The sequence below is a fragment of the Halomonas sp. 7T genome (genome assembly GCF_025643255.1).
Classification (GTDB): domain Bacteria; phylum Pseudomonadota; class Gammaproteobacteria; order Pseudomonadales; family Halomonadaceae; genus Vreelandella.
The window spans coordinates 2,551,157-2,576,524 of sequence record NZ_CP087112.1; the positions used below are offsets into that span (position 1 = coordinate 2,551,157).

The 25,368-nt window shown below is 56.7% G+C and carries 26 protein-coding genes; 15 read left to right on the forward strand and 11 right to left on the reverse strand.

The features are described 5' to 3' along the window. Positions 1-30: 30 nt before the first annotated feature. The 3 genes from dacB to trmB all read right to left on the reverse strand — a co-directional run bounded on the left by dacB (position 31) and on the right by trmB (position 2,548). A complete protein-coding gene (gene dacB, locus LOS15_RS11905) occupies positions 31-1,461 on the reverse strand; it encodes a D-alanyl-D-alanine carboxypeptidase/D-alanyl-D-alanine-endopeptidase (protein WP_263069712.1) in 1,431 nt (476 codons plus the stop codon). Positions 1,462-1,556: 95 nt separating this feature from the next. After that, the gene (locus LOS15_RS11910) at positions 1,557-1,886 is read right to left on the reverse strand and encodes a DMT family transporter (protein ID WP_263066190.1); all 330 of its coding nucleotides are present in this window, start codon (positions 1,884-1,886) and stop codon (positions 1,557-1,559) included. Next, positions 1,883-2,548: a tRNA (guanine(46)-N(7))-methyltransferase TrmB gene (trmB, locus tag LOS15_RS11915; protein WP_263066192.1), complete on the reverse strand. Its 666-nt coding sequence runs from the start codon at positions 2,546-2,548 to the stop codon at positions 1,883-1,885. The genes LOS15_RS11910 and trmB overlap by 4 nt, the downstream gene beginning before the upstream one ends. A gap of 210 nt (positions 2,549-2,758) precedes the next feature. Here trmB and LOS15_RS11920 point away from each other — a divergent pair, with 210 nt between their 5' ends. The 8 genes from LOS15_RS11920 (at position 2,759) to LOS15_RS11955 (ending at position 10,483) form a co-directional block, all read left to right on the forward strand. Further along, positions 2,759-4,642: a beta-ketoacyl synthase gene (locus tag LOS15_RS11920; RefSeq protein WP_263069713.1), complete on the forward strand. Its 1,884-nt coding sequence runs from the start codon at positions 2,759-2,761 to the stop codon at positions 4,640-4,642. Continuing rightward, positions 4,639-5,133, forward strand: a complete 495-nt coding sequence (gene coaD / locus LOS15_RS11925; RefSeq protein WP_263066194.1) for a pantetheine-phosphate adenylyltransferase — start codon at positions 4,639-4,641, stop codon at positions 5,131-5,133. Before LOS15_RS11920 ends, coaD begins: the two co-directional genes overlap by 4 nt. Before the next feature lie 72 nt (positions 5,134-5,205). Next, on the forward strand, positions 5,206-5,454 hold the full coding sequence (locus tag LOS15_RS11930) for a YfhL family 4Fe-4S dicluster ferredoxin (protein WP_263066196.1): 249 nt from the start codon (positions 5,206-5,208) through the stop codon (positions 5,452-5,454). Between the two features lie 9 nt (positions 5,455-5,463). Continuing rightward, complete coding sequence (locus LOS15_RS11935; RefSeq protein ID WP_263066198.1) at positions 5,464-6,765, forward strand: MATE family efflux transporter; 1,302 nt, start codon at positions 5,464-5,466, stop codon at positions 6,763-6,765. Positions 6,766-6,921: 156 nt separating this feature from the next. After that, positions 6,922-8,232, forward strand: a complete 1,311-nt coding sequence (locus LOS15_RS11940; RefSeq protein WP_263066199.1) for a short-chain fatty acid transporter — start codon at positions 6,922-6,924, stop codon at positions 8,230-8,232. A gap of 80 nt (positions 8,233-8,312) precedes the next feature. Then, positions 8,313-8,840, forward strand: coding sequence for an acyl-CoA thioesterase (locus LOS15_RS11945; RefSeq protein WP_263066200.1), 528 nt, complete (start codon positions 8,313-8,315; stop codon positions 8,838-8,840). Positions 8,841-8,880: 40 nt separating this feature from the next. After that, positions 8,881-9,885: an ion transporter gene (locus LOS15_RS11950; protein ID WP_263066202.1), complete on the forward strand. Its 1,005-nt coding sequence runs from the start codon at positions 8,881-8,883 to the stop codon at positions 9,883-9,885. After that, positions 9,878-10,483 (forward strand): LysE family translocator, encoded by a 606-nt coding sequence (locus LOS15_RS11955; RefSeq protein WP_263066203.1) that lies wholly within the window; start codon positions 9,878-9,880, stop codon positions 10,481-10,483. The genes LOS15_RS11950 and LOS15_RS11955 overlap by 8 nt, the downstream gene beginning before the upstream one ends. Here LOS15_RS11955 and LOS15_RS11960 read toward each other — a convergent pair. Continuing rightward, entirely contained in the window at positions 10,480-10,797 is a 318-nt protein-coding gene (locus tag LOS15_RS11960) for an I78 family peptidase inhibitor (RefSeq protein ID WP_263066204.1), read from the reverse strand. The two genes, LOS15_RS11955 and LOS15_RS11960, sit on opposite strands and share 4 nt — an antisense overlap. Positions 10,798-10,935: 138 nt before the next feature. After that, positions 10,936-11,067, reverse strand: coding sequence for an entericidin A/B family lipoprotein (locus LOS15_RS11965; RefSeq protein ID WP_263069715.1), 132 nt, complete (start codon positions 11,065-11,067; stop codon positions 10,936-10,938). Between the two features lie 166 nt (positions 11,068-11,233). Here LOS15_RS11965 and LOS15_RS11970 point away from each other — a divergent pair, with 166 nt between their 5' ends. Beyond that, positions 11,234-11,659: an HIT domain-containing protein gene (locus LOS15_RS11970; RefSeq protein WP_263066205.1), complete on the forward strand. Its 426-nt coding sequence runs from the start codon at positions 11,234-11,236 to the stop codon at positions 11,657-11,659. Here LOS15_RS11970 and LOS15_RS11975 read toward each other — a convergent pair. The 4 genes from LOS15_RS11975 to LOS15_RS11990 are packed head-to-tail and all read right to left on the reverse strand — an operon-like array spanning position 11,656 to position 14,394. Continuing rightward, entirely contained in the window at positions 11,656-12,693 is a 1,038-nt protein-coding gene (locus LOS15_RS11975) for a nickel/cobalt transporter (protein ID WP_263066206.1), read from the reverse strand. The two genes, LOS15_RS11970 and LOS15_RS11975, sit on opposite strands and share 4 nt — an antisense overlap. Before the next feature lie 59 nt (positions 12,694-12,752). Continuing rightward, positions 12,753-13,448, reverse strand: coding sequence for a DUF1007 family protein (locus tag LOS15_RS11980; RefSeq protein ID WP_411537027.1), 696 nt, complete (start codon positions 13,446-13,448; stop codon positions 12,753-12,755). Next, positions 13,445-13,807 (reverse strand): hypothetical protein, encoded by a 363-nt coding sequence (locus LOS15_RS11985; protein WP_263066207.1) that lies wholly within the window; start codon positions 13,805-13,807, stop codon positions 13,445-13,447. The genes LOS15_RS11980 and LOS15_RS11985 overlap by 4 nt, the downstream gene beginning before the upstream one ends. Then, entirely contained in the window at positions 13,804-14,394 is a 591-nt protein-coding gene (locus tag LOS15_RS11990; RefSeq protein ID WP_263066208.1) for a hypothetical protein, read from the reverse strand. Before LOS15_RS11990 ends, LOS15_RS11985 begins: the two co-directional genes overlap by 4 nt. 141 nt (positions 14,395-14,535) lie before the next feature. On the opposite strand from LOS15_RS11990, the gene LOS15_RS11995 reads away from it, so the two are divergent. Together LOS15_RS11995 and LOS15_RS12000 are read left to right on the forward strand one after the other, a co-directional pair. Continuing rightward, positions 14,536-15,675 (forward strand): glycerate kinase, encoded by a 1,140-nt coding sequence (locus LOS15_RS11995; RefSeq protein WP_263066209.1) that lies wholly within the window; start codon positions 14,536-14,538, stop codon positions 15,673-15,675. Positions 15,676-15,903: 228 nt separating this feature from the next. Further along, a complete protein-coding gene (locus LOS15_RS12000) occupies positions 15,904-16,380 on the forward strand; it encodes a Dps family protein (protein ID WP_263066210.1) in 477 nt (158 codons plus the stop codon). Between the two features lie 73 nt (positions 16,381-16,453). On the opposite strand, the gene LOS15_RS12005 is transcribed toward LOS15_RS12000, so the two are convergent. Beyond that, positions 16,454-17,920, reverse strand: a complete 1,467-nt coding sequence (locus LOS15_RS12005; protein WP_263066211.1) for an aminoacyl-histidine dipeptidase — start codon at positions 17,918-17,920, stop codon at positions 16,454-16,456. Between the two features lie 93 nt (positions 17,921-18,013). Beyond that, positions 18,014-20,158 carry a tRNA(Met) cytidine acetyltransferase TmcA gene (locus LOS15_RS12010; RefSeq protein ID WP_263066212.1) on the reverse strand — a complete coding sequence of 715 codons (2,145 nt, stop codon included), beginning with the start codon at positions 20,156-20,158 and terminating at the stop codon, positions 18,014-18,016. Between the two features lie 316 nt (positions 20,159-20,474). On the opposite strand from LOS15_RS12010, the gene dctP reads away from it, so the two are divergent. The 4 genes from dctP (at position 20,475) to LOS15_RS12030 (ending at position 25,353) form a co-directional block, all read left to right on the forward strand. Then, entirely contained in the window at positions 20,475-21,578 is a 1,104-nt protein-coding gene (dctP, locus tag LOS15_RS12015) for a TRAP transporter substrate-binding protein DctP (RefSeq protein ID WP_263066213.1), read from the forward strand. Between the two features lie 62 nt (positions 21,579-21,640). Next, complete coding sequence (locus tag LOS15_RS12020) at positions 21,641-22,144, forward strand: TRAP transporter small permease subunit (RefSeq protein WP_263066214.1); 504 nt, start codon at positions 21,641-21,643, stop codon at positions 22,142-22,144. Then, entirely contained in the window at positions 22,141-23,469 is a 1,329-nt protein-coding gene (locus tag LOS15_RS12025; RefSeq protein WP_263066215.1) for a TRAP transporter large permease subunit, read from the forward strand. The genes LOS15_RS12020 and LOS15_RS12025 overlap by 4 nt, the downstream gene beginning before the upstream one ends. 183 nt (positions 23,470-23,652) lie before the next feature. Continuing rightward, positions 23,653-25,353 carry an ABC transporter permease gene (locus LOS15_RS12030; RefSeq protein WP_263066216.1) on the forward strand — a complete coding sequence of 567 codons (1,701 nt, stop codon included), beginning with the start codon at positions 23,653-23,655 and terminating at the stop codon, positions 25,351-25,353. The last annotated feature ends 15 nt before the right edge of the window (positions 25,354-25,368 follow it).

Consider the following 25,368-nt stretch of genomic DNA (forward strand, 5'->3'; position numbering starts at 1 on the left):
CACGTTTCCCACCCTGCAAATTGTTCTTCATTAGTTAGCCAGTATCATGGCGTCTAGATCCAGCGACAGCGGGTCAAGCACTTCCGACCAGCTAAGATAAGGCGTGCTGCCACTGCCGTTTACTAACACGGTAAACACACCCCACCGCCCCTGAGCGGTACGGAAATACCCCGCGATAGCGCGCACCGCAAAGGGTTGATTGAGTGTGCCGGTTTTCACCATGACATTGTTCTGAAAGGTAGGCGAGCCACGGCGTATAAATCGCATGACACCGTTGGCCGGGGACTGGAAAGACGCCACAAAGCTTGGAAACAGCGCACTTTGGCGAAACATCCCTTCCAGCATTACGTTCACACCTTGGGCAGACGTGCGGTTGTCCGTGGTTAAACCGCTGCCGCTGGACAGTGTCAGCGGGCCGTGCCCTGGCAAGCTCTGGGCGTAGGCTTCAATGGCTTGACCCGCTTGGCGCAGCTGTGCCTGAGGGGTTTCCACCAGGTTCAGTGCCAGCACATCGGCCATGTAGTTATTGGAGTAGTTCATGGTGCGCAGCAACAGCTCTTGCAGCGGCATGCTATCCACCGCGGCTAGCCGCTTGGCGCCTGCTGGGCGGGTACTGCTGACTCGCCACGGGTCGCGTACGGCAATACCCGCCTGGTTGAGCATACTTAGCAGCACTTGGGCGGTTTTTTCGGCAGCATCCCCTGCGCCGCGATAAACGTCTCGGGCGGATGCATTGGTCGAAATTTGCCCCGTCAGGCGCATCACATCGCCACGCTCATCGGTAATACGCTCAGCACTAATTTCCGTGCCGCTATTGGCTGGCTGAGTCACCACCTGATTATCGATCGCAATCAACGGTTGCGGGCTGTCACATAGCCCCACCCGGGCGGGCTCTCCCGCGACGTTAGCAGGCGCTACGTTGACACACCAGGTACCAAAGTTGACCCCCGCCGAGGTAAGCGGCGCGCTATAGGCATTGGCTACCCGATTGCGTGCATTACAGCGATCGGTCGTAAGACACTCCACCGGGCCAAAGCGCCACTGACTAATCACTAAAGCGCCATCGACCTCGCGCACCCCGGAAAGCTGAAGACGCTGTACAAGGCGCCATAAATCTTCGGTGGTCAGGCCCGGGTCTCCGCCGCCTTCAAACACCAAGTCACCGCGCAGCACGCCGCTATCCACAGCGCCCGCGCTCACCAGTTGGCTGGTAAAGCGATGCTGAGGGCCATAGCGATTAAGCGCCGCCGCTGCTAAATACGCCTTGGTAACCGAAGCAGGAGAGAGCTGCCGCTCGGGATTAAGGCTGCCCAACAGAGCATTACTGCCAGTGTCTGCATCCAGCAAGCGCGCTTCAGCACTGATCGAAAAGCCTTTATTTTGTAGCTGGCTTAAGCGGCTAAAGTCGGCGAACAGCGTGGTGCTGACGCTCAACGTCGCTACGGCGACGCTAGCCACCATTATCCCCCGCAGCCAGCCTGCGGGAGAGACCAACAAGCGCTTAGCTCGGCCGTTAACACGGTAGTTACCCATCCAGTAGGTCACGTTCAGCTACCTCAATGCACGTTCATTTTGGAGAACACTTGCAGCGTGACAACGCCCGCTACAATCAGGCTAATCCCAATAACGGCAGGCACGTCAGGCTTTTCACCGAAGGCCACTATGCCCACAAGCGTCACCAATACAATACCCAACCCCGCCCAAATGGCGTAAGCAATGCCCACTGGCAGTGTGCGTAGCACTAAGCTCAGTAGATAAAACGCCACGCCATAGCCTACCACTACGAGTAAGCTAGGCAGGGGGCGTGTAAACCCCATTGAGGCTTTTAGCGCGCTGGTTGCCATCACCTCAGCCATAATAGCCAAGGTTAGAAAAATAAAGGTCATGTCCGCTCCAGTTCAATGCATAAACGCCATAGCGTTTGGCCACTTTGATGGTACTTCGCTTCAAAGGGGGTCAAATAATCGCTGTTGGGTGAAAAAACACTCACCGCAGCTTGCCGCCCTGTTACTTGCGCTACTGCCAACGCAAACTCCTCCACATAGAGCCGCCAGTTAGAGCGCACTTCTAATACGCCTCCTAATGCCAACACGGTGGGCAGCACGGGGTGCCCATGCCAGCGCATTTTTAAGTGCGCCCCTTTTGGGTAGGGGTTGGGGTAAAGCAAATAGTGGCGCTCAGGCGCCCAGCCTGCTTGCTCGGCTAGGCGCCAAAAATCGACGAGATCCGCTCGCACCAACCGTGCGTTAGCCGGCAAGTCACCATGATCACGCCCTAAACGATCCTCGCTACGGTCAACGCCAATAACAGCATGCTGAGGATAGCGTTCTGCCAAGCGGCGAGTAGATAATCCAACGCCACAACCGGCATCTAATATCAGCGGCGATTGGCGCTGCTGATACCAAGCCTGCACATCTTCGAACGCCTGATGGGTATGCGCTGCAATCGGCTTGCGCAGCGGATTCTCCAGCGCACGGGCCACCCGACGCGCCAAATCGTGATGCGGGCCTGGCTGATTGGAAATCACTGGTCGCGAATTGTGCTGCATGCCATCCCCTGCTGGAAAAAGGCGTGATTCTACCAGTCTGCAACGCATGCGGCATGACGCCGTTGCACGCCCGGTGCTATGATCACGTCTGAGATATCTAATTAAGCGCGGATGAACAGCCTGTTTCGGTGTGCATCTGCCAATAACTGTTACTACAAACCACCGCACCACGAGGAATCCGGCTTGTCACACTTACCGGTGATTGTCGGCATGGGCGGCATCAATCCCGCCGGCAGAACCTCGGGCCACCAGGCCTTTCGCCGCACCGTGCTTGATGCTCTTCCAGCTGACCAGCAGCGCAACACATTGGAAGGCTTAGCCGCGCTTATGCGCCTTGCTGAGCATTCTGAAAACGGCTGGCAAGACAGTACAGGCCAGCCCCTAGACGATCCGGCGCTCACGTTGCGAGAACAGGTGCTTAACCACACCCTCATCCGGCGCAATGAAGACCCGCGTTTTCTCGCACCCGGCTTGCCTGCCAACCGTCAGGCAAGCATGATGTTAGCAGAGCCGCTGCGCTTCTCATTACGCCGTCGCCAGCTACCCGAACACCTGCCGTCCCATTGGCAAGTCACGGAGTTGGATGCCCGGAGAGTCGACGTGACCGTGCCGGCAGGAACGCTTGACGTACTGCTGCCCGATGCCCATGAACCCAAAGTGCGCGCCGCCGCGCAGCTGCCCAGTGGCTTTGAACCCGCGAGCCTCTACCGTAGCGTACACCACCCGCGTGGGCTATCGATGGCGGTATTTGGCGCCAGCGATTGCCTGGGCGCCAGTGGCCTCTCTTGGGAAGACCTTCGCCAACAGCTAAACCCGGACCATATTGCGGTTTACGCGGGCAATTCCATCGGCCAGCTGGATGAACCAGGCTGGGGAGGGTTGCTAAAAAGTTTGGTAAGCGGCCAGCGCGCCACCTCCAAGCAGATGCCCCTTGGCTATGGTCAGATGCCCGCCGACTTCCTTAATGCCTATGTGCTGGGCAGCGTCGGCAGTACCGGCGCGGCGCTCGGCGCCTGCGCCAGCTTTCTTTACAATCTGCGCTTGGGTGTTGACGACATTCGCTCAGGGCGCCGTCGAGTAGTGATGGTAGGCACTGCCGATGCACCGATTACGCCCGAAATCATTGAAGGGTTCCGCGCCATGGGGGCGCTGGCCGACGATGCCAGCCTCAAAGCACTGGATGCGCTGGAGCTACTCACCGACGCCGACTATCAGCGTGCTTGCCGCCCTTTTGCCCGCAACTGCGGCTTTACCATGGCGGAAGCCAGCCAGTTTGTGCTGCTGATGGACGACACGCTAGCCCTAGAACTGGGGGCTGACATTTTAGGCGCGGTGCCGGATGTCTTCGTTAATGCAGACGGCTTTAAGCGCTCTATCTCTGCGCCCGGCATTGGTAACTACATCACCCTCGGCAAAGCCGCCGCGCTAGTCAGTGACATGCTAGGCGATAAGGCGCTCAAAGAGCGCACTTTTCTGCATGCCCACGGCACCAGCACGCCGAAAAACCGCGTGACCGAATCCCACGTATTTGATGAAATTGCGCGGGCTAATGGCATTCGCGACTGGCCAGTGGTCGCGATTAAAGCGTTTATTGGCCACTCCCAGGGCTCTGCTGCAGGTGACCAGTTGGTAAGCGCACTCGGCAGCTTTGCCCACGACTTGCTACCGGGCATTCCGACGCTGGATGCAGTGGCCGACGATGTTTACGCCGAACGGCTGCGGCTCTCTGCTTCCCCTCAAGCGTTTAAGGCGGATGCCGCCTTCATTAATGCCAAAGGGTTTGGTGGCAACAATGCCACCGGCGTTGTGCTATCGCCCAAGGTGACCGAGCGGCTACTCACCCAGCGCCATGGCAAAGCGGCCATTGATGCCTGGAAAACCCGCCGCGAAACGGTAAGAGCCAACGCCGCGGCCTATTTAGCCGAGGCAGATAAGGGACACTATGCCCCCCGCTACCAATTTGGCGAGGCCGTATTGGAAGGCCCGGAGCTTGAGATTCACGCCGACCGCATTCACATCCCCGGCTATGCCCGGGCGGTCTCGCTGACCGCTGACAACCCTTTTGGCCAGCTTGACGAGGAGGCACCGGAATGATCGCCCAACGCGTTAATATCGCGGTCTACCCAGGCACCTTTGACCCCATTACTAATGGCCACTTTGACTTAATTGAACGCGGCGCGCGGATGTTCGATAAAGTGGTAATCGCCGTGGCCGAAAGCCCCGGCAAACGCCCTAGCCTCGACCTTGAGACCCGCATTGCGCTGGCCCGAACCGTTTGTGCGTCGCTCCCCAACGTGGAGGTCATCGGCTTTTCATCGCTGTTGACCACCATGATGCACGAGCAGGGCGCAACGATTATTCTACGCGGCCTCCGCGCGGTCTCGGATTTCGAGTACGAGCTGCAGCTAGCGAACATGAACCGCGCCCAAAACCCTGAGCTTGAAAGCGTATTCCTCACCCCGGCGGTAGAGAACTCATACATCTCGTCGACCATTGTGCGGGAAATTGCCAAGCTGGGCGGCGATATTTCTCCGTTGGTTCATCCGCAGGTCGCAGAGGCGCTTCGCAAGCACTACACTACCTAACTACTGACATTGTTGAGTAAAACACTCGGGTATTGGCCTACCCGAGTGAATTGCCATTCGTGAGGTATGCCCATGGCCCTGATGATCACCGACGAATGCATTAACTGCGACGTCTGCGAACCCGAATGCCCTAATGACGCGATTTCTCAAGGTGAAGAGATTTACGTCATCGACCCGAACTTATGCACCGAGTGCGTGGGGCACTTTGATGAGCCACAGTGCCAGCAAGTCTGCCCGGTAGACTGTATTCCCCTGGATCCAGAACGCCCTGAAACCCAAGAGCAGCTCATGGAGAAGTACCGCATTATTACCGCTGCCTAACGCCACCTCGTGCGTATTTGGACCCTCGCTTGGCCCATCATTCTCTCCAATATCACTGTTCCCTTACTGGGGCTGGTGGATACCGCCGTGGTGGGGCACCTGCCCGACTCCCGCTATCTCGCCGGGGTTACCCTCGGCGCTACGCTGTTTAGCTTCCTCTATTGGGGCTTTGGGTTTCTGCGCATGGGCACCACCGGCCTTGTGGCCCAAGCGATTGGCCGCGAAAGCGACAGCGATGTGCGCAACCTACTAGGCCAATCGCTGATCATGGCGGGTGTTATTGGCACACTACTTATCGTGCTGGGTTCACCGCTGATTTCCCTGGGGCTTTGGCTACTCGATGGGAGTGACGCAGCCACGCCTCTGGCGCGTGAGTATGCTGAGATCCGCCTGTGGTCGGCGCCAGCAGTGCTGGCTAACTACGCGATTCTGGGCTGGTTTTTGGGCCAGCAAAACTCGCGAGTCACGCTGATGATCTTGCTGCTCACCAATAGCGTTAATATCGTGCTCGACCTGTGGTTTGTGATCGGGCTGGGCATGACCAGCAACGGTGTTGCGCTGGCCAGCGTGATTGCCGATTACAGCGCCCTCGCCTTTGGCGCCGCTTTGGTGCTGAACCAGCTTGGCCATTTAGAAGGCGCCTTTCAGCGCCAGCGGTTGTTGGTGCTGTCAGCGTACTCGGCGCTATTCAACGTTAATGCCAACCTCTTTGTGCGCACCCTGGGCCTTTTATTTGCTATGGCGTTTTTTACCGCTCAAGGTGCCCGCCAGGGCGATACGGTACTCGCCGCCAACGCTGTATTGCTGCAATTTATTATGCTCACCAGCTATGCGCTGGATGGTTTTGCCCACGCTGCAGAGTCACTAGTGGGCCGCGCCTATGGGCGGCGTAACTGGCAAGAATTTGCCAACACGGTGCGCGCAACCGCCCGGTTCTCGTTCTGGACGGCTGCGGCGGCCGCGCTGGTCTTCGCCTTCGGCGGCAATAGCCTTATTGCACTGCTCACCGGGCTAGAGGAGGTACGCGCCACCGCGGCTAGGTACCTGCCCTGGATGGTGGTCATGCCGCTGCTGGCAGTCTGGAGTTATCTACTTGACGGGGTGTTCATTGGCACGTCTGCCGTGCGTGAAATGCGCAATAGTATTTTCATTGGCCTAGCGATTTATCTGCCTACTTGGTGGCTTACCCTAGGCTTAGGCAATCACGGGCTATGGCTCGCTTTTACCCTTTTCACCCTGGCTCGTTCTGCTGTACTCATTGGCTACTATCGCCACTACCGCCATACCCGCTGGCGCTCTGAATCTGCTTAATTAACCGACCGTTGAAGCCTGCAACGTTTGGTTTGCTCTGGCTGCGCTAACGTAACGTTAGGCGTCTGTATATGCTACCTGACGATAGATGAAAAATACGGCACGCCCCCGTATATTAGCATCGCACTTCCTAATAACGATTATAGCGAGCACTCCATGTTAAAATTTATCTCCAAGCCAGCGGTGAAACTGGTCGAGCGCTATTTGCCCGACCCCTATATCTTTGTCCTTCTACTAACGCTGATCGCAGCGATTGCCGCCATCGCCGTGGAACGCCAAACGCCTCTGGCCGTTCTGCGCATGTGGGGTGACGGTTTCTGGAACCTGCTCACCTTCTCTATGCAGATGCTGCTAGTGTTGGTCACCGGCTTTATGCTGGCTAGCTCCCCCCCGATCAAACGCTTCCTGCAAAAAATTGCCAGCACCGCCAAAAGCCCGGGCGGCGCAATTATCTTGGTGACGCTGGTATCGCTTGCGGCTAGCTGGATCAACTGGGGCTTCGGGCTGGTGGTTGGCGCCCTATTCGCCAAAGAATTGGCCCGCGTGATTCGCGTCGACTACCGCCTACTGGTTGCCAGTGCGTACTCAGGCTTTGTGGTATGGCACGGCGGTTTAGCCGGCTCGGTACCTCTCACCATTGCCACCGAGGGTCATTTTTCGGCTGACCAAATTGGCATTATCGGTACCGGCTCGACTATTTTTGCCTTTTTTAACTTAGCCATTGTGCTTTGCTTGTTTATCGCGGTTCCGCTGGTCAACCGTATGATGCTGCCCGATGAAAAAGACAGCGTTTATATCGATACCAAGCTGCTTGATGATGAACCAGAGACGCAGGGCCGTATTACCCGCCCGGCAGAAAAACTTGAAAACAGTATGCCGCTTGCCCTCATGGTAGGCGTCCCTGGTTTGCTATTTCTGCTGGATCACTTTTTATTACGTGACGGCGGCTTAAACTTAAACGTTGTTAACTTCCTGTTTCTCTTCTTAGCGATTGTGCTTCACCGCACGCCGCGCAACTTGCTTAACAGCCTGAATGAAGCGATTAAAGGCGGGGCAGGTATCGTCATTCAGTTCCCGTTCTACGCGGGCATCATGGCGATTATGGTGCAGTCCGGTTTAGCACAAAGCATGTCTGAGTGGTTGGTCTCCTTTGCTACTGCTACCTCGCTGCCCTTCTGGTCGTTCCTAAGCGCTGGCATTGTGAACCTGTTCGTCCCTTCCGGTGGTGGCCAGTGGGCGGTGCAAGCTCCGGTGATGCTGCCCGCGGCAGAAGCGCTAGGCGCTGATATTCCACGTATTGCCATGGCAGTGGCCTGGGGCGATGCTTGGACCAACCTGCTGCAACCTTTCTGGGCCCTACCGGTACTGGCGATTGCGGGATTGAAGGCCAAGGACATCATGGGCTTCTGCCTGGTTCAGCTATTGATTACCGGCATTATCATCTCGGTTGGCTTAGTCTGGTTCTAAGCTCTATACCTTTAAAGGCCCCTTTCACTATCATGCCCGCCCACTCATGGGCGGGCATTTTCAACTGATAAGGCTCTACCATGTCGACAACACCGAACTCAGAACACAGCGCCCTACCCGGCCAGCATGAGCTCTCTATGACGGTGCTTATGACACCCGATATGGCAAACTTCAGCGGGAAAGTGCATGGCGGTGCTATCCTTAAAAAGCTTGATGAAGTGGCCTACGCTTGTGCCAGCCGCTACTCTGGTCATTATGTCGTTACGCTCTCGGTGGATCAGGTGCTGTTTAAACAGCCTATTCACGTCGGCGAGTTAGTGACCTTTCTCGCTAGCGTTAACCACGTGGGACGCTCCTCCATGGAGATAGGCGTTAAGGTCGTAGCTGAAGATATACGCCAAAAGCTGATTCGCCACACCAATAGCTGCTACCTCACCATGGTAGCGGTCAATGCCGACGGGAAACCCGCTAAAGTACCGCCTTTAGCGCTGGAAACCTCATTACAGAAACTACGCTTTGACAAGGCAGCCCTGCGTAAGAAGCTGCGCAAACAGGCAGAAAAGGAAGAGCTACTAACCCAACAGCATCATCATCAGCTGAATTCCTAGCCCCTTGTTCACTCCCTTAATGTTATGACAAGGAGTCTCTATGCCTGCCAAGGAGCGCTACCCAAACCTGCCTAAAGCCGTTGAATATGCGCATATCGGCTGGGATTTTTTAATTCTTGCAGCGGTTATTATTAATTTAAGCCTACTGTTATTCGACTCACTGTTCCTACTTGATCCCATCAACCAAACCATTGCTTCTATTGCGCCAGGTTTCCACACTTTTTACGATACGGCGATTCACAGTCGCTTTATTGCGATTGACCTCTATTTTGTGGCTTTTTTCGTCGCCGACGTGCTGCTGGGCTGGGCAGTCGCCATTGCCGAGCGACGCTATCATCGCTGGTTCTTTTACCCCTTCATTCATTGGTATGACGTACTTGGATGCATCCCGTTAAGTGGCTTCCGCTGGCTGCGTGTCCTGCGTGTGGTATCGCTACTGAATAGGTTGCACCGCCTGCGGATCATCGATGTTACGCGCTGGACGAGCTACCAGTTTGTCGCTAAGTATTACGATATCTTGTTAGAAGAGCTTTCCGATCGCATTGCACTGCGTCTACTGGGTAACGTTCAGCATCAGATTGTCGCCAGCGACTCGCTGACCGAGCAAGTCATCGACCGAGTTGTAATGCCCCGCAAAGACCAACTCATTCGCGAAATTTCCCAACGGCTGGAAAGCACTGTCGGCCAAGCCTACCAACAGAACCGCACCGCCATTATGAAGGCCATCGATGAGCTGGTGAGCCGCACACTGCGGGAGAGTCCCGAAATCCAGAAACTGCACCGCCTGCCCATGGGGCAAACGGCGTCCAACGCCATGCAGGCATCACTCAGCGGGGTTGCCCAACGCCTCGTGGATGAGCTGGCCTTGGGCATTCACTCGCCGGAATTCCGCCAGCTTATCGAACAAACCGCAGAGAGCGGCTTTGAGAGCTGGCTAACCGTCGATGAAGGCAGCGCCCATGTCACCGAGCAAGTGCTTTACGACATGATCGAAATGCTCAAAGAACAGGTCCGTCTCCAACGCTGGAAGGGACGCTATGAGTAACGAATGGCTGATTCTTGGCCCTGCAGCGCTTTATATGATGTCGATGACCCTAACGCCCGGGCCTAACAACATCATGCTTACCGCCTCGGGCGCTAACTTTGGCTTTCGACGTACACTGCCGCATATGTGGGGAATTTTGGGGGGCTGCTTTTTACTGTTTGCCAGCATTGCACTTGGGCTTGGCGTACTGTTTGAACGCTTTCCGGTGGTACAAACTACGCTTCGCTGGGTGGGTAGCGCCTACTTGCTCTACTTAGCGTGGAAAATTGCCACGGCGCCACCGCCCAACTTACAGAGCAGCCTTCACGCCGTGCCACTGACGTTTTGGCAGGCGGCCATGTTCCAGTTTGCCAACCCAAAAGCGTGGGTAATGGGGCTGGCACTAATGGCAGGCTTCCTACCGGAGAGCGGCCAGCCAGTGCTCAACGCGCTCGTACTGGCCGGTTTCGCGGAACTGGTGGCCCTGCCCTGCATTGCCCTATGGGCCGCCTTTGGCAGCGCCATCGGGCAATGGATCAGAAGTGACAGGGCATGGCGCGGGTTTAACATCACGATGGGCGTACTCACCGCCGCCTGCGTGTGGCTGATACTGCGTTAGCCACAACGTAGCGCTTCAATAGTATCGTCGCTGCCTAAATGGATATTTAGGCGATCTTCCCGGTAGTCCAAGGTGGCAGCGCTGCCGGGGCGAAGCACTCGCACTTGGCGAGCACCGCTCTCGCTTTGTAGCAGAGAGGCACTGGCTTCATTAAATGGTTCGCCCAGGGCATGCGCAACGGCACTGGCATCGCATGCCTGGGAGCCCGGCGCGGTTTGCTCTACCGAGGGTGGCTGTGGTGCGGCAACGTCATTGGGTGCGCTGGTACAGCCAGCCAACAGCAGTATGCCTAGCGCCCCACCTAAGCGTTTCATATGGCGTCGCATGATTGCCGTTAAGGCGTATCTTGACTTCATTCGTGATCTACCTCATGTGTCTCTTGTCTAATAGCAATGTGGGCTAGGCATTGCTGCCTAGCCCACATGCTTCATAGCAAACCGCTAGACCGAATCTTAGCTTGCGGCGTCCTGTACCGCTTTGCCACCCTCTTGAACATCCTGTCCTGCTCCTGCAATAGTATTACAGCCTGCTAGAGCGCCCGCAGTCATAAGCAGAATAAAGCTCGTCGCCAGTAATTTTTTCATCATGTTCTCCTTAACAGGTTATTCAACATCGGGAAGCTCCGACGGCAGCCTTATCGCCTAGGAGTGTTTTCAGCGTAACAGATTTTGATAGTTTCGCTTGTTTTCCCTGAGTTATCCGCTGCCTGCTATGATGGTAACCATATCGGTTAGCTTAGGAGCACTAAACTTGGCAAGCTTTGAACTCGACGCACGCTTAGCAGCAGACACCCTGCCCATCGCAGACCTGCCGCTCTGCCGAGCGCTGTTGATGAACGATGCCCGTTATCCCTGGGTCGTGCTCGTACCGAGAGTAATCTCGGTCAGTGAAGTGTTTGAACTCAGTCCAGAGGAGCAGGCACAGCTCTGGCAGGAAGCTACTCAGCTGGGAGCCGCTATGAAAAAAGTCTTCCACGGTGACAAACTCAACATTGCCACGCTGGGCAACGTAGTCCGTCAGCTACATATCCATTTAGTTGTGCGCTATACCGATGATGCAAGCTGGCCCGCGCCGGTGTGGGGCAACGGCGCGCCAGAGCCTTATGAGTTAGACCAGCAAGGGGAGCGCCGGGAGCAGCTACTTGCCCAGATTGAGGGGCTGGCGCTACCCACTTAGCCGCCCAGCAGCGAGCCACGCGCAGGAGGCTCATTGAGCAACGGCCCGCTAGCTGGCTGGGCAGCCCCAGCGAGGGAAAGCGACACCCCAAGCGCAATGATCAGTGCCCCGCCTGTCAGTGCTACCCACCCAGCTACTTTCTCGACTAACTGCTGACTGCGCTGCTTCTGTAGACGCTTCGCCGCCCAGCCTCTGGCCACAATGCTGGCAATCGCTAGAAAAGAAACCGTTATTCCCGTGCCCAGGGACATCGCCATCACTGACGCCACCCCCACATAAAACTGTCCTAGCAAGCTTGCCGCCCCCAGCATAAGCACCGCTCCCGTGCAGGGACGCATGCCAATCGCTCCTACGGTCATCAGCGCAGTGCGCCAGTCAAGTGCCTGCTGTGGTTCGATATGGTGGGCACCGCCGCAGCAGTGGGCATGGTCGTGGCTGTGGTGCTCATGGCTGTGGTGGTCATGGCTGTAGTCGTGCCGGTGATTAGCAGAGCGAGGCTGCATGTCCTCTGGCGAATGGGGAGCAGCGTAAACATGGCGCAGCTGTTTCACCGCCCGCCAGCAGAGCCAAGCACCTAACAGCGCTACCAGCAGAAAGCTGGCCTGCTCGACCCACACCACGCTGCCCATGGCTTGCCGCGTCACCCAGCCCAACCCATGCACCAGCACGGCCACCATGGCAATGGCCGTCACGCCCTGCAGTAACGATGCCGCGAAGGAGAGCCCTAGTGCCCGACGGGTGGCCCCACCATGCGAGGCTAAATACGTCGCAAGCACCGCTTTGCCATGCCCCGGCCCCGCCGCGTGGAACACACCGTACGCAAAGCTCACACCTAACAGTGTTAGCCAAGTCCCTGCGGTAGGTGTGCGGGAAAGTTCGGTAATGGCCAGCGTCAAGCTACGGTGTAAATCCCGCTGCCAGGCCAGCAGTTGAAAGCTTGCGCTCTGTAGGTTGGCCTGAACGACAAACACAACTAGCGCTGCGCCGAATACGGCAATCGCGCCCCAGACCATTTGGTGCCGCGTTAGTGGCATCATCCCCTCCGCCAAAAGTTATACAGTAACACTTTATACACGACTCCCCCCGGCATCTGCTAGAGGCACGCGACGCGTCCTGTTTCAGCGAAGTGTCTTCCTAAACCTGGCTCGCCCTGCTCATCAACGTCTAATAACGCCGCCTGCATAACCAGCTCTGGATCAGGATCGGCGGGCAAAATAGTGAGCTCGCAGCTCGGCTCACCGTGAAGAATAAGTGCCTGCTCAGAAGGTGAACCGTCAACGTCCTCATGCACGACTTCGAGGTAGTAGGTAGGATCAAACACTTGATACTCAAGCGTGCGGCCTGCTAGCGGCTCGGGGGTCGATAAGGGCAAAATGAACATAAAGGTTAAGCGGCCATCGCGCTCCATCGCTGTATATTCAGTCACTTCGCCTAGTGCTTGCCGCTGCCCATCGAGACGCACTTCAGTGAAATAGTGCTGTTGAGACAAGTTCTGACGAATCTCACTCCCCAACTGATCAAGCCCCTGGGCAAGATCCGCTCCCGGCACCTGCTGAAGCTCTTCAAATACCACTAGGCTGTAAAAAGGATCCATTTGCCAAGTTTGGTGCAAACCGCTCACCACGCCCTCATCATCGGTGATTACCCGCACATTTAAATCTATCCAGCCGTGAGGGTGGGCTAACACGCCAGGGCTTATCAATAGGCCCGTAAGGCCAAGGACAAAGGCGCCACTCCAGGCACACGCCTTATTTTTCAAACTGGCCCAAAAGGGGGTTACTGCTGTCACGGTGCTTCTCCCAACGTATGTTGCAGCTCGACTAGCCATGGGTCTAACACATAGGGCGGCAGCGGTTGATTGCCACGCAAGGCTGAAACCCTTACGCGACTGCCGCCACCCTCTTCGCTCACCTGAAGCCGCAAACGGTACTCCGGCCAGCGTGCCAGGGCTGCTTCTGCGCGTCCTAAGGCTAAATCCGCATGCCTGACCACATACCCTTGAGCGATCATCAGTTCAACAGCGTGACGAAACGTTTGCTCTGCTGGCGCGGCGTAACGAAGCTCACGGGATTCAAGTGGCTCTCGGGTAGCGCAGCCTGCCAGCACCATCAGGGCACTGACGACCAACATATAGCGAAGTACTTTCATAGCGCACTCTCACCGGAAATAGGTAACAGCGCTGCCTGAAAGCGCTGGCAAAAATCCTCATTACTGGCACTGTAGGACTCACGTAGATCTCTCAAGTGATCAAAACGGCGAATATCCCGCGAGATGCGAACATAGCCGTCGTTGACGAATAGCGAAACCCGTTCAACCTCCACTGGTTGCTGACCAACGCCGCCACCGAATCCTCCCCCAATCCCTAAACCGACGCTAGAACCGCCGCGGCCCAAACCAATACCTCCAAACACTCGCATTCCCTGCCCATATCCGTAAGCGTTATCGTAAGGATCATAGTAGCCAATCAGATCCCGCTGGCGGCTAGCGCTGACAAGTCCCAAACGCGTATCTGTCGACACCAGCTCAAATCCCCACGCTTCCAACACCGCAACACTTTGGGTCAGCACGTCTTGCGCTAGCGCGTCTGGGGTGGTCACTGCTACGGTTGTCGACGCGCCTATGGGGAAGTAGCACGAGGCAGCCGGAGCGGGTTCGGCTTGAGGCAGCCTGTCGGGTACCGTCTGGCAGCCCATCAAGAGCAGCAGACAACTCATACCTAGCGGTACTGTTTTCATGTTCGATCCTCTAACCGTCATCATGGCCGAACTGGCACCTGGCAGCGTATTAAGCCCCCGTAAAGATCACTATATAGCGGCCAGCAAGGACGATATTCTAAATCACGTATGCAATAGACCGTCATTAACGGAGGTTGTGCGATGAACGTACTGCTTTGCCCCGATAGTTTCAAAGATGCACTGAGCGCCGAACAGGCGGCTCAGGCAATGGCCTGCGGCGTTAAGCGCGCAACACCCTCTGCCACATTAACAGTGTGCCCGCTGGCCGATGGCGGAGAAGGCAGCCTTGAGGCCCTGGTCGCGGCCACCGGCGCCGAGCGCCGCCAGCTAACCGTCCAAGACGCCTTGGGACGGCCACGCCAGGCTTTTTGGGGCTGGCATCGTGAACAGCGTACCGCGTTTATCGAATTGGCAGAAGCCAGCGGGTTACAACACCTGTCGGCTCAAGAGCGCAACGCCCTTCATACCTCCACTTACGGCGTGGGCGAACTGTTTAAAGCCGCCTTAGATGCGGGCGCCGAAAAGGCCCTGCTGCTGCTCGGCGGAAGCGCCACCAATGATGCCGGTGCGGGCATGCTTCAAGCCTTAGGCGCCCAACTGTTGGATCAGCAAGGTGCCCCGCTACCGCCTGGCGGCGCAGCGCTTCAGGAACTGGCTACCTTAGACCTTGCGGCGCTAGACCCACGCCTTGCCAAACTCCAGGTCGAAGCAGCGGTCGATGTGGACAACCCGCTGCTGGGCGAACGAGGCGCCAGTGCGGTGTTTGGCCCGCAAAAAGGTGCTTCTCGTGACGACGTCGCTCAGCTAGATCGCGCCCTAAGTCACTTTGCTGATCTGTGTGCAGACGCGCTTGGCCGCGATGACCGGGAGCATGCTGGAGCCGGCGCGGCGGGTGGCATGGGGTTTGCGGCGCGCACGTTTTTAAACGCCACGCTTACGCCGGGTATTGACATTATTATGCAGCAAGCCAAGCTGCCTGACCTGCTAGCCGAGGCTGACTTGGTCATTACCGGTGAAGGCCGCTTAGACGGCCAAAGCCTCGCTGGCAAAACGCCGATTGGCGTGGCCCGCGCCGCCCACCAACAGGGTAAACCCGTCATTATTCTAGCCGGTAGTTTAGGCGAAGGTTGGCAGGCCTGTTTTCAAGAGGGCGTTACCGCTGCCTTTGCCCTTGCAGATGGCCCTATGAGTCTTGAGCAAGCCTTGCCACGCACAGCGGAATTGCTAGCGGCACGCTGCGAGAGCATTGCCCGGCTATGGATAGCCAGCGCTAAGCAGTGAATAGGCAGTTACTAAAGAGCTGGGCGTTAGCCCTTGAAAAACACCGTAAGTGCCTGCATCTCTTAGTTAGACATAAACCATTTCAGCTTACTGCCAGCGTTATATCATGGCGCTATGGCTACGATGCAGAAAACTTGTTTTGCCGCTTCCAAAAAGCGTTTTAAGCTAAATCAAATGATTTGATGGCCGCTCAACGTTAACGCGGCTCCAACCATGGAGGAGCACCACATGACCGATATGAACAGCATTGGCCTACACGAAGGCAGCGCTAGCCAACTGGCCGAAAAACTCAACCACCTGCTGGCCAACTACCAAATTTTTTACATGAACGTCCGTGGCTACCACTGGAACGTAAAAGGCAGCGACTTTTTTGAGCTTCACGCGAAATTCGAAGAGCTCTACACCGACCTGCTGACCAAAGTAGACGAAGTCGCTGAACGTATTCTCACCCTGGGTCACAAGCCGGTTCACGCTTATAGCGACTACATCACGCTGTCGCACATCAAAGAAGATAAAGATGTGCACGACGGCAATACCTGCGTGAAAGGGGTGCTTGCCGGTTTCCAAACGCTCATTGAGCTACAGCGTGAGCTACTGTCCCTTGCCTCGGATGCTGACGATGAAGGCACGGCCTCCCAGGCAGGCGACTACATTCGCGAGCAGGAAAAAACCGTCTGGATGCTCAATGCCTATTTGGGTAAGTAAGCGTTAATCGAAAGCCCAAACACAAAAACGGCACCTACACGGTGCCGTTTTTGATGGCTAGCGAACAAGGCCGTTAACGCGGCGTCGCCAGTTGCTCAATCAACGCCCGCAGCATGTCCCAAAACTCCCCTACCGAATCAAGCTCGACGCGCTCGTCCGGTGAGTGGGCACCGCGAATCAGCGGACCAAACGAAATCATATCTAAATGCGGATATTTACTGCCTAAAATACCGCATTCAAGCCCCGCATGAATCACCTTAACCTCAGGCTCACGGCCAAGCAGCTCGGTGTGGCGCTGTTTAAACGTCGCCAGTAGCTCGCTTTCGGGGTTAGGCGCCCAGCCAGGGTAGCCATTTTCTACCTTCACCCGTGCGCCCATCAGCCCAAACAGCGCTTGAAAGCGGTCGGCCATCGCGTCAGTCGCACTATCATGCAGCGATCGCACTAGCGCGCACAGATGAAAACGCCCGGCTTCCAGGCTCAACACCCCTAGGTTGTTCGAAGTTTCCACCACGCCCGGCACATCGGCGCTCATACGCTCGACACCACAAGGAGCCGCATGGAGTGTCGCGAGCAGCATAGCGCTGGTGTCACGGGTGAGTGGCTCTGTTCCGCTGGGCGGAGTGATACGTTCGGCCGTTAGCGTTAGGCCGCTGTCACCACTGCCAAGCTCTGCTTTTAAGGTACCCTCTAGGCTTGCCACGGTGGCGAGCGCTGCCTCTACGTCGTCAGAAGGCAGTGCCACCTGGGCAAATGCCTCGCGAGGGATCGCATTGCGTAAGGTGCCGCCTTGATAGCGGATGAGACGCGCATCAAAGATTTCCAGCGCGCGGAGTACCCGCACCAGCAAGCGGTTGGCATTGCCCAACGGCTTATGAATATCCATACCCGAGTGGCCGCCCTTCAGGCCAGTCAGCGATAGCGATACGACTTGCTCATCTTCATGCAGTTCGGCGCTAGGCAGCTGGGCATCGACGACTACATCGGCACCGCCTGCGCAGCCGATATACACCTGGCCACGGTCTTCGCTGTCCAAGTTAAGCAGTAACGACCCTTCTAACCAATTGTCGGCCAGATTTAACGCGCCCCCCATGGACGTTTCTTCTTCCAAGGTAAATAGCGCCTCAAGCGGCCCGTGGGTAAGCGCGGGATCTTCCAACACGGCAAGAATCGCCGCGACGCCCAGTCCATTATCAGCCCCTAGGGTGGTGCCATCGGCATGCAGCCAGCCTTCTTTAATGTAGGTGCCGATCGGGTCGCGGGTAAAGTCGTGATCCTTATCCGCATTTGCCTGGGCCACCATATCCAAATGCCCCTGTAACACCACGCCAGGCGCCTGCTCGCAGCCCGGCGAGGCCGGTTTGCGAAGCCGCAGATTACCAAAGGCATCACGATCATGGGTTAGCCCTTGGGCGTCGGCCCAAGCTTCTAGAGTCGCCACCAGCGCGGCTTCATGGCCCGATGGGCGCGGCGTGTTGCATAGCGTACGGAAATGGCGCCAAACAAGGTTTGGTGCGAGCGCTTCTAAATGTGCGTTCATGGTAACTCTTCAGTATCGATAACCGCACTATCCTAACGCTCAGAACCACGCCGGGAAAGCGCGTGCTTGCCATCTCTACATCCGTTTGACTATCTACTTACCTCCTGGCGCTTGGCGGAGTATGCATTGAATAGCCTGTCGCAGTCGGCTAATCGCCTTGCTGTGGGCGCTTGCCAATGGCTGATTTTGAAACGCCCACGCGGCCAGCTGCTGGTGAGCTAAGCGTGCCTGTTCATCCAACGGCCAGTGGCTGGCTTCCCGGGCCAGCGACTGAAGCGCCGCCCGAGCAAGCGCAGGGTCGCGGTGAGCGTACGCCACATCATCAACCGCCTGCCGCTCCGACGTGCTGAGTGGCGCGCTAGGTAGCGAAGGCAGCATCAGCACCAGTACCGCAGCGGGCAGTGCGTGCAATTCAAACGCCAAGAGGCCTGGAAGTGACGCTGCAAACTGACGCCGCAGCGCCTCAAGCACCACTTTGCCCTCGGCATTTAACGCCTGCGCCACCATCACCGCATACTCGCCGGTGGCGGTTTCGCGGGTAACGCCCAGGCGCACCGGTACAAACCCCAGCGCCAGCCAGAAGCGCAGCAGTGACGCCTCGGCGCCAAAGGTGGCGCCATAAAGGGCGACCCCTTGCTGGGCAGCACACGCAACATCCTCGTTTACCAGCCGCCGCGCGAGCCCCTCGCGACGCCGTTCAGGGTGAGTCGCGATTCGTGATACCCGACGCCAGCGGGCGGTCAGCGCTTCCCTGCTCCCGCTGTGCGCGGCTAGCGACTGAGCCAGCAGATGCCCCTGAGGACGCCGCTCGCCACGCGCCACCTGCTCGGCAAGCTCCGCTGTAAAACCGCCCTCTTCACGGGTCACTAAGACTGCCTGGGGCTCATCGTCATGGATGATGATACGCAGCCCGGTGCTGGGGCCATCCAACAGCTGACGTAGATCGCTCGGCGTGGTGCGGTAGTGTGACTGCACCAAGAGACCAAACAATTTTTCAAGCAGCGTTTCTTGCTGGGCCAGCTGGGCTTGGGCCAAAAGCACGCTTCTCCCGGCGCCCTGCTTGGCCTGAGGCAGCGGCGCCTTTAGCAGCAGCAGTTGTTGAATGGCCGCTTCAAGGGGGTCATCTGGCGACCAGCGGACAGGCTCGGTGAGTTCAAGGGCTCGCCACTGTGGCGCTTGGCGATCGAGCACGTCACGAAAGCGCAATGCGAAACCTCGCCCTGAACCCTCATAACCATGCACCGTGGTCGCAAAGGCAATGCGCGGAAACGCCGCTAACCACTGCCCCAGCAGCCCGGCTGGCATGGCGGCCGCTTCATCCACCAGCAAATAGCTACCGTCACCGCCCACCCGCTGGTCATTCACATACTCCGTGAGCAGGTCTGGCGGCAAAAAATCCAACGCGGCGCCATCGGGCATTACAAAGCGTCCTGGCGTTTCTTGCTGCCCCAAGGGGCATAGTGCGACTAACCGGGCAAAAAAGCTTTCCAGGGCGCTTAACCGAGGGGCGGTTACCACAATACGACTGATGCCTTTAGTTAGCAGCCGCGCGCAGGCGATCCCCAACGCGGCACTTTTACCGCGCCCGCGGTCAGCGGTGATAACCAGCGGCCGACGTCGTTTAAGCCCCACCAACCCGGCAACCGCCTTGGCCTGGTCGCGCGTCAGGCAGTCTGCATCATCAACATACGCAGCCCGCTGAGGGCGCATAGGTAGCTTGGGAAGCGTCAAGGCACCCTTGGCTGACCAATGGATAATGCTGGGAGACGACAGCAAGCGCGCCATACGCGCTAAGTAGTGCGCAGTGAGCGACTCCCAGCGCCAGGGATGATCGGCAAAACGGGCGTAGTCGGGGTCAGGGTGGGCACCAACGCGCTCAGGCGTAATCACGATGCATAGCCCGCCGGCGGTCACGGTGCCTGCGAGGGCGCCTAGGGCATCTGGGTCTAGTCCTTGGGCGCCGCTGGCATCGATCACCATCAGCTGATGTTCAGCGCCTAACCGGGTACGCGCTTTGCGCGCCGTTAAGCACGCGGCAACCGGCGCTTCCTCTGCATCGCCTATCCATAGGGGTGATTGCCAACACGCCGCTTGCCAAAGCTCCAGGGCCTGCTCGCGGCACTCGCTGGGCGGCCCAACTAACCACACTAGCTGCCGCCAGCGGCGACGCTGCAAACGCGCTGCGTGCCAAACCAGCGCATTAACATGACGCGTGCGCGTCGTACACGATGAGGCCATATCAGCTCCCAGACGAGCATTGTGCTTACAACTTTGGTATGGGAAATACTGCTTTTCAACGGTCAACCGTGACTTGCTTTCGCCATAAAAAAGTCATAACTATTTGTTAAAATTAACAATAACAACTAAACCGTTAATACGCGTGTGGCTAGTTTCCGCTAAACACTGATATTGCGCCGCAGCGGGTAGATTATGATAGCTTAAGTCTGTAGCGGAACGGGAACATCGCTTACGTAAACGTCACCTACCGCTCGTTACTTTCCTGTCTCAAGGTAACAAACACTAATAAATTCGTACGCCAAACCAGGAAATCATCATGAAAAAAATGGCAAAATTCGCCCTTACAGGCCTCGCGGCTGGCGTTGCCCTCGCCGCACTCACCACCACCGCTCAGGCCCAAGAACAGTGGACAATGACCTCCACTTGGCCCGACAACCTGGACCTTATTAAAATCGATCAGCACTGGGCTGATTTAGTCAACCAACTGGCCGGGGATGAGCTGCAAATCAATTTCCGTGCTGGCGGCACGCTGATGCCTGGCACAGAAGTATTCGATGCCACTGAGACAGGTGCTATCCAAGCCTCAGGCGACTGGCCCGGCTACTGGGCTGGTTTGAATCCTGCCTTCTCGCCTCTGGCCACCACCACGAGCCTGTTCAACGGCGTGGATTATCTAAACTGGATCCAGCAATGGGGCGGTTTTGAGCTCTACCAAGAGATTTACGGCCAGTACAATATGGTCTATTTGCCTTACGGCATTACCAACAACGAATCAGGCTTTATGGGCCGCACGCCCATCGAGAGCATTGCCGACTTAGAGGGCAAGCGCTTACGCCTTTCTGGTCGTGACCAAGGGCGCGTGCTGGAAGAGCTAGGCGGCTCACAAGTCACCCTCGCCGGTGGCGAAGTGTACCAAGCGATTGAACGTGGCGTTATTGACGCTGGCGAATTCTCAACGCCCGGCGTTGACTTCAAGGCAGGCTTCGCAGAAGTAGCTGATTACTGGGCGACCCCCGGCTGGCACCAGTCGGCGAGCGTTTTTGGCGTCATGATCAACAAAGATTCATGGGACGCCCTCTCAGAAGAGACGCAGGCGAAGCTAAGAATTGCGGCTGAAGCTACCATGGCTTGGTCACTCTCTTGGTCAGAGCGTGAATCCACTGAAGCCACCCAGAACTTTATTGATGCGGGTGTCACCATCAACCAGTTCTCCGAAGAGGATCTGGCGCGCATTCAAGAAATCACTAACGACGTGATTGTGCGCGGTGCCTGTGAGCATGCCGACCACGCGAAGGTCTACCACTCCATGATCTCCTACCTCCAAGAGTACGCTGCATGGCGTGATGTCACCGTGCCGTTCAACATGAGCCGTACGATGGACAACCTGCCCTCACTGGAAGAGATTGAAGCCTGCCTGTAAGGCGCTTCTGTGCCGCCCCGGTTCGCCGGGGCGGTTTTTTGTGCTGACCGCGGAGATCTTCCATGAATGCGATTGCCAAGGCGATCGATGCGATTAACGAGCTATTCGGGCGAATTATTGCCCCGTTAATTGCCATCATTACCCTGATTGTTCTTTATGACATTGCGTCACGTTTTTTCTTTGGCCGCCCCAGTGACTGGGCGTTCGATGTGACCAAAATGCTGTTTGGCGCCCACTTCATGCTGATGGCCGCTTACGGGCTTCGTCACCATGCCCACGTAGAAGTTGACGTTATAAAGCGCTTGTTATCGCGTAAAAAGCAGGCGGTACTCGATCTGCTCGGCTACCTGATCTTCTTTGTTCCCTTCATTTGGTTACTGTTGACCTACGGTTGGCGTTTCTTTGAGCGCTCATTCAGCCGTGGAGAAACCACCTACGGCATGGTCTCAATTCCGGTATACCCGGTAAAAGGCGTTATCGTAGTAGCCGCCGTACTTATCTTATTGCAGGCGATTGCTATCGTTCTGCGCGCTGTTATGCAGCTGCGTGAGGAGAAATCCGCATGAGTGCAGAACTACTAACGCTGGTGATGTTTGGCGGGCTTCTGGTGGGCCTGTTTATGGGGCATCCGCTGGCCTTTGTACTGGGCGGCATGGCCGTCATCGGCGCCTACCTAGGGCCAGGCATCAATACGCTGGGCATTATTATTAATAATGTCTATGGCAACGCCATGGATAACTACGTACTGGTCGCCATTCCACTCTTTATATTGATGGCGCGCTTTCTTAACGATTCGGGCGTCACTGAAAAAATGTTTGATGCCATGCGGCTGCTATTGGCGAACCTTCGCGGCGGCCTGGCACTCACCGTTGTGGTTGTATCGGTTCTGCTGGCAGCCACCACGGGCATTGTGGGTGCGTCCATTGCGGTAATGGGCATGATCGCGTTAGTGCCAATGCTCAAGTATGGCTACAACAAAGAGTTAAGTGCTGGCGTGATTATGGCCAGCGGCTGTCTGGGTATTTTGATCCCCCCTAGCATTATGCTGATCCTAATGGCCAGCTATTCACCTGTGTCAGTCGGCGCACTCTTTGCTGGCGCATTGGTGCCAGGCCTGATGCTAGGGGTGATGTATGCGGTATACGTTTTGGTTATCTGCTGGCTAAAGCCGAGCTATGGCCCGCGGGTACCTGCAGCAGAGCGTGCAGAAGTCAGTACCAAACAGCTGCTGATCATGCTCGCCAAGTACGTCGTACCTCCGATGTCCTTGATACTGGGCGTGCTGGGTGCTCTGTTCACCGGCGTCGCCACGGCGACAGAAGCGTCAGCGATAGGTGTCTTCATTGCTTTCCTGCTGTTTCTAATCTTTGGTGATCGCAAAATTTCAACCTGTTACAACACGCTGATCGAAGCGGGCAAAACGACCACGATGGTGATGTTAGTACTGGTAGGCGCCACGGCGTTTACGGGCGTGTTCTCGATTGGCGGCGGTATGACGGTGATCAGCGACTTTGTATTGGCCGTGCCGGGTGGCACCGTGGGTGCGCTGCTGCTGATGCTCTTCCTGGTCTTTATCCTCGGTATGTTCCTCGACTGGACCGGTATCGTGTTACTGAGCTTCCCAATTATGCTGCCGATTATTGCGCAGATGGACGTGGACGTACTGTGGTTCGTCGTCATGGTGGCCGTTGTGCTTCAAACGTCGTTCCTCACCCCGCCATTTGGCTATGCGCTGTTCTATTTAAAAGGCGTGGCGCCGCCAGGGGTAGAGATCGTCGACCTTTACAAAGCGGTTATCCCCTTTGTTGCCATCATCATTTTTGCCTGCATACTGATGGCCATATTCCCCGGATTAATAACCGGGCTGCCCAGCATGATGGTGGGCTATTAGAGATCGTACCTTTCTCACGCTAAACACCTTCTCCCCCCGCTATGCGGGGGGATTTTTTTTAACGCTGTTATGTTGGCTGCAGCCAACATGCGCAAGTGATACTATTTGCACCCGTTACTTTTTCGCATTGACGTTCGCATTTGCAATGCCGTCACTGCCCGCCTCGACCTAGGAGACAACGACGTGTCGCTATCTGCTCGCCGTTCACCGCAGGCTCTATTTTCAGATTTGGCCTCGCGTTTTAGGCTGTCGCTGAACCCTTGGTCGATTGCGCTATTCTTGATAGCCCTGTCGGTAGCGCTACCTATCTTGGTGGTGTTTGGACATATCGTGGTTCCCACCGAGGGCGTGTGGCAACACCTCGCCAGCACGGTGCTTCCACGCTATCTATCCAATACCTTTTGGCTAGTGCTATGGGTGGGGCTGGGTACGCTGATTATCGGCGCAAGCTCTGCCTGGCTGGTGGTGATGTGCCGTTTCCCCGGCAAGCGGATCTTTGAGTGGGCGTTATTATTACCCTTAGCGGTGCCAACCTACGTGATCGCCTACGCCTATACCGATTTTTTACAGGTTGCCGGGCCGTTGCAAAGCGCGCTGCGGGAGTGGTTTGGCTGGCAATTTGGCGATTACTACTTTCCAAATATACGCTCCCTCGGTGGAGCAGCGACGCTCATTACTTTTGTACTCTACCCTTATGTCTACCTGCTCGCTCGCGCCTCGTTTCTTGAGCAGTCGGTGTGCGTGCTGGATGTGGGCCGCACGCTAGGCCGTGGGCCGTGGCACCTGTTTAGTAGCGTTGCCCTACCGCTCGCTCGCCCCGCATTAGTGGGCGGGGTGTCGTTGGTACTGATGGAAACACTCAATGAATTTGGCGCCGTGCAGTTTTTCGGCGTGGATACCTTTACCACCGGCATCTACCGAACATGGTTTGGCTTAGGCGAGCCGGTGGCCGCCGCTCAGCTTGCGGCTTGCCTACTGACCTTTGTGATTGTGTTGGTACTGCTAGAACGCTATTCCCGGGGTAAACGGCGCTATTTTCACACCACCAACCGTTATCAACAGCTGCCAGAGTACCGCCTCCACGGCTGGCGGGCATTCGGCGCTACGATGGTATGCTTTTTGCCCATCTTAGTTGGCTTTTTACTGCCCAGCGGCATTTTGCTGGAAATGGCCATTACCACTGGCGACAGCCTGTTTGGCACGCGCTTTGTCGGCTTTGCAATCAATAGTTTAAGCCTAGCTGCGATAGCCGCGCTGATTGCCGTGGGGATGGCCGTGCTGCTGAGCTACGGCGTGCGGCTGCATAACTCGCCGAGCGCGCGGCTGTTTACCCGCATTGCAGCCATGGGCTACGCGATTCCTGGCTCGGTGGTAGCCGTAGGGATTTTAATTCCCTTCGCTTGGCTGGATAACACCCTTAACACCTGGCTACATGAGCACTACGGAAAAATCATTGGCCTGGTGTTTAGCGGCTCGGCATTTATTTTAATTTATGCCTACGTGGTGCGTTTTTTGGCGGTTTCCTTCAACGCGGTTGAAGCAAGCCTGGGAAAAGTCACTCCCAGTATGGACGCCGCTTCACGCACCTTGGGCCAAACCGCAGGGGGCACGCTGCGTAAAATACACACGCCATTAATGCGTAGCAGTTTGCTGGCGGCTGGTATTTTGGTCTTTGTAGACGTCATGAAAGAGCTACCCGCCACGATGATTCTACGACCGTTTAACTTTGATACGCTGGCAGTGCGTGCCCACAGCCTGGCCTCAGACGAGCGTTTGGCCGAAGCATCAACAGCCTCACTGACGATTGTGGTGGTAGGCATATTGCCGGTCATACTACTCAGCTTGGCAATGCGCCGGGCGCGGCCCGGCAGCCAAGCGGAGTAGCCTGCCGTAGGAAGG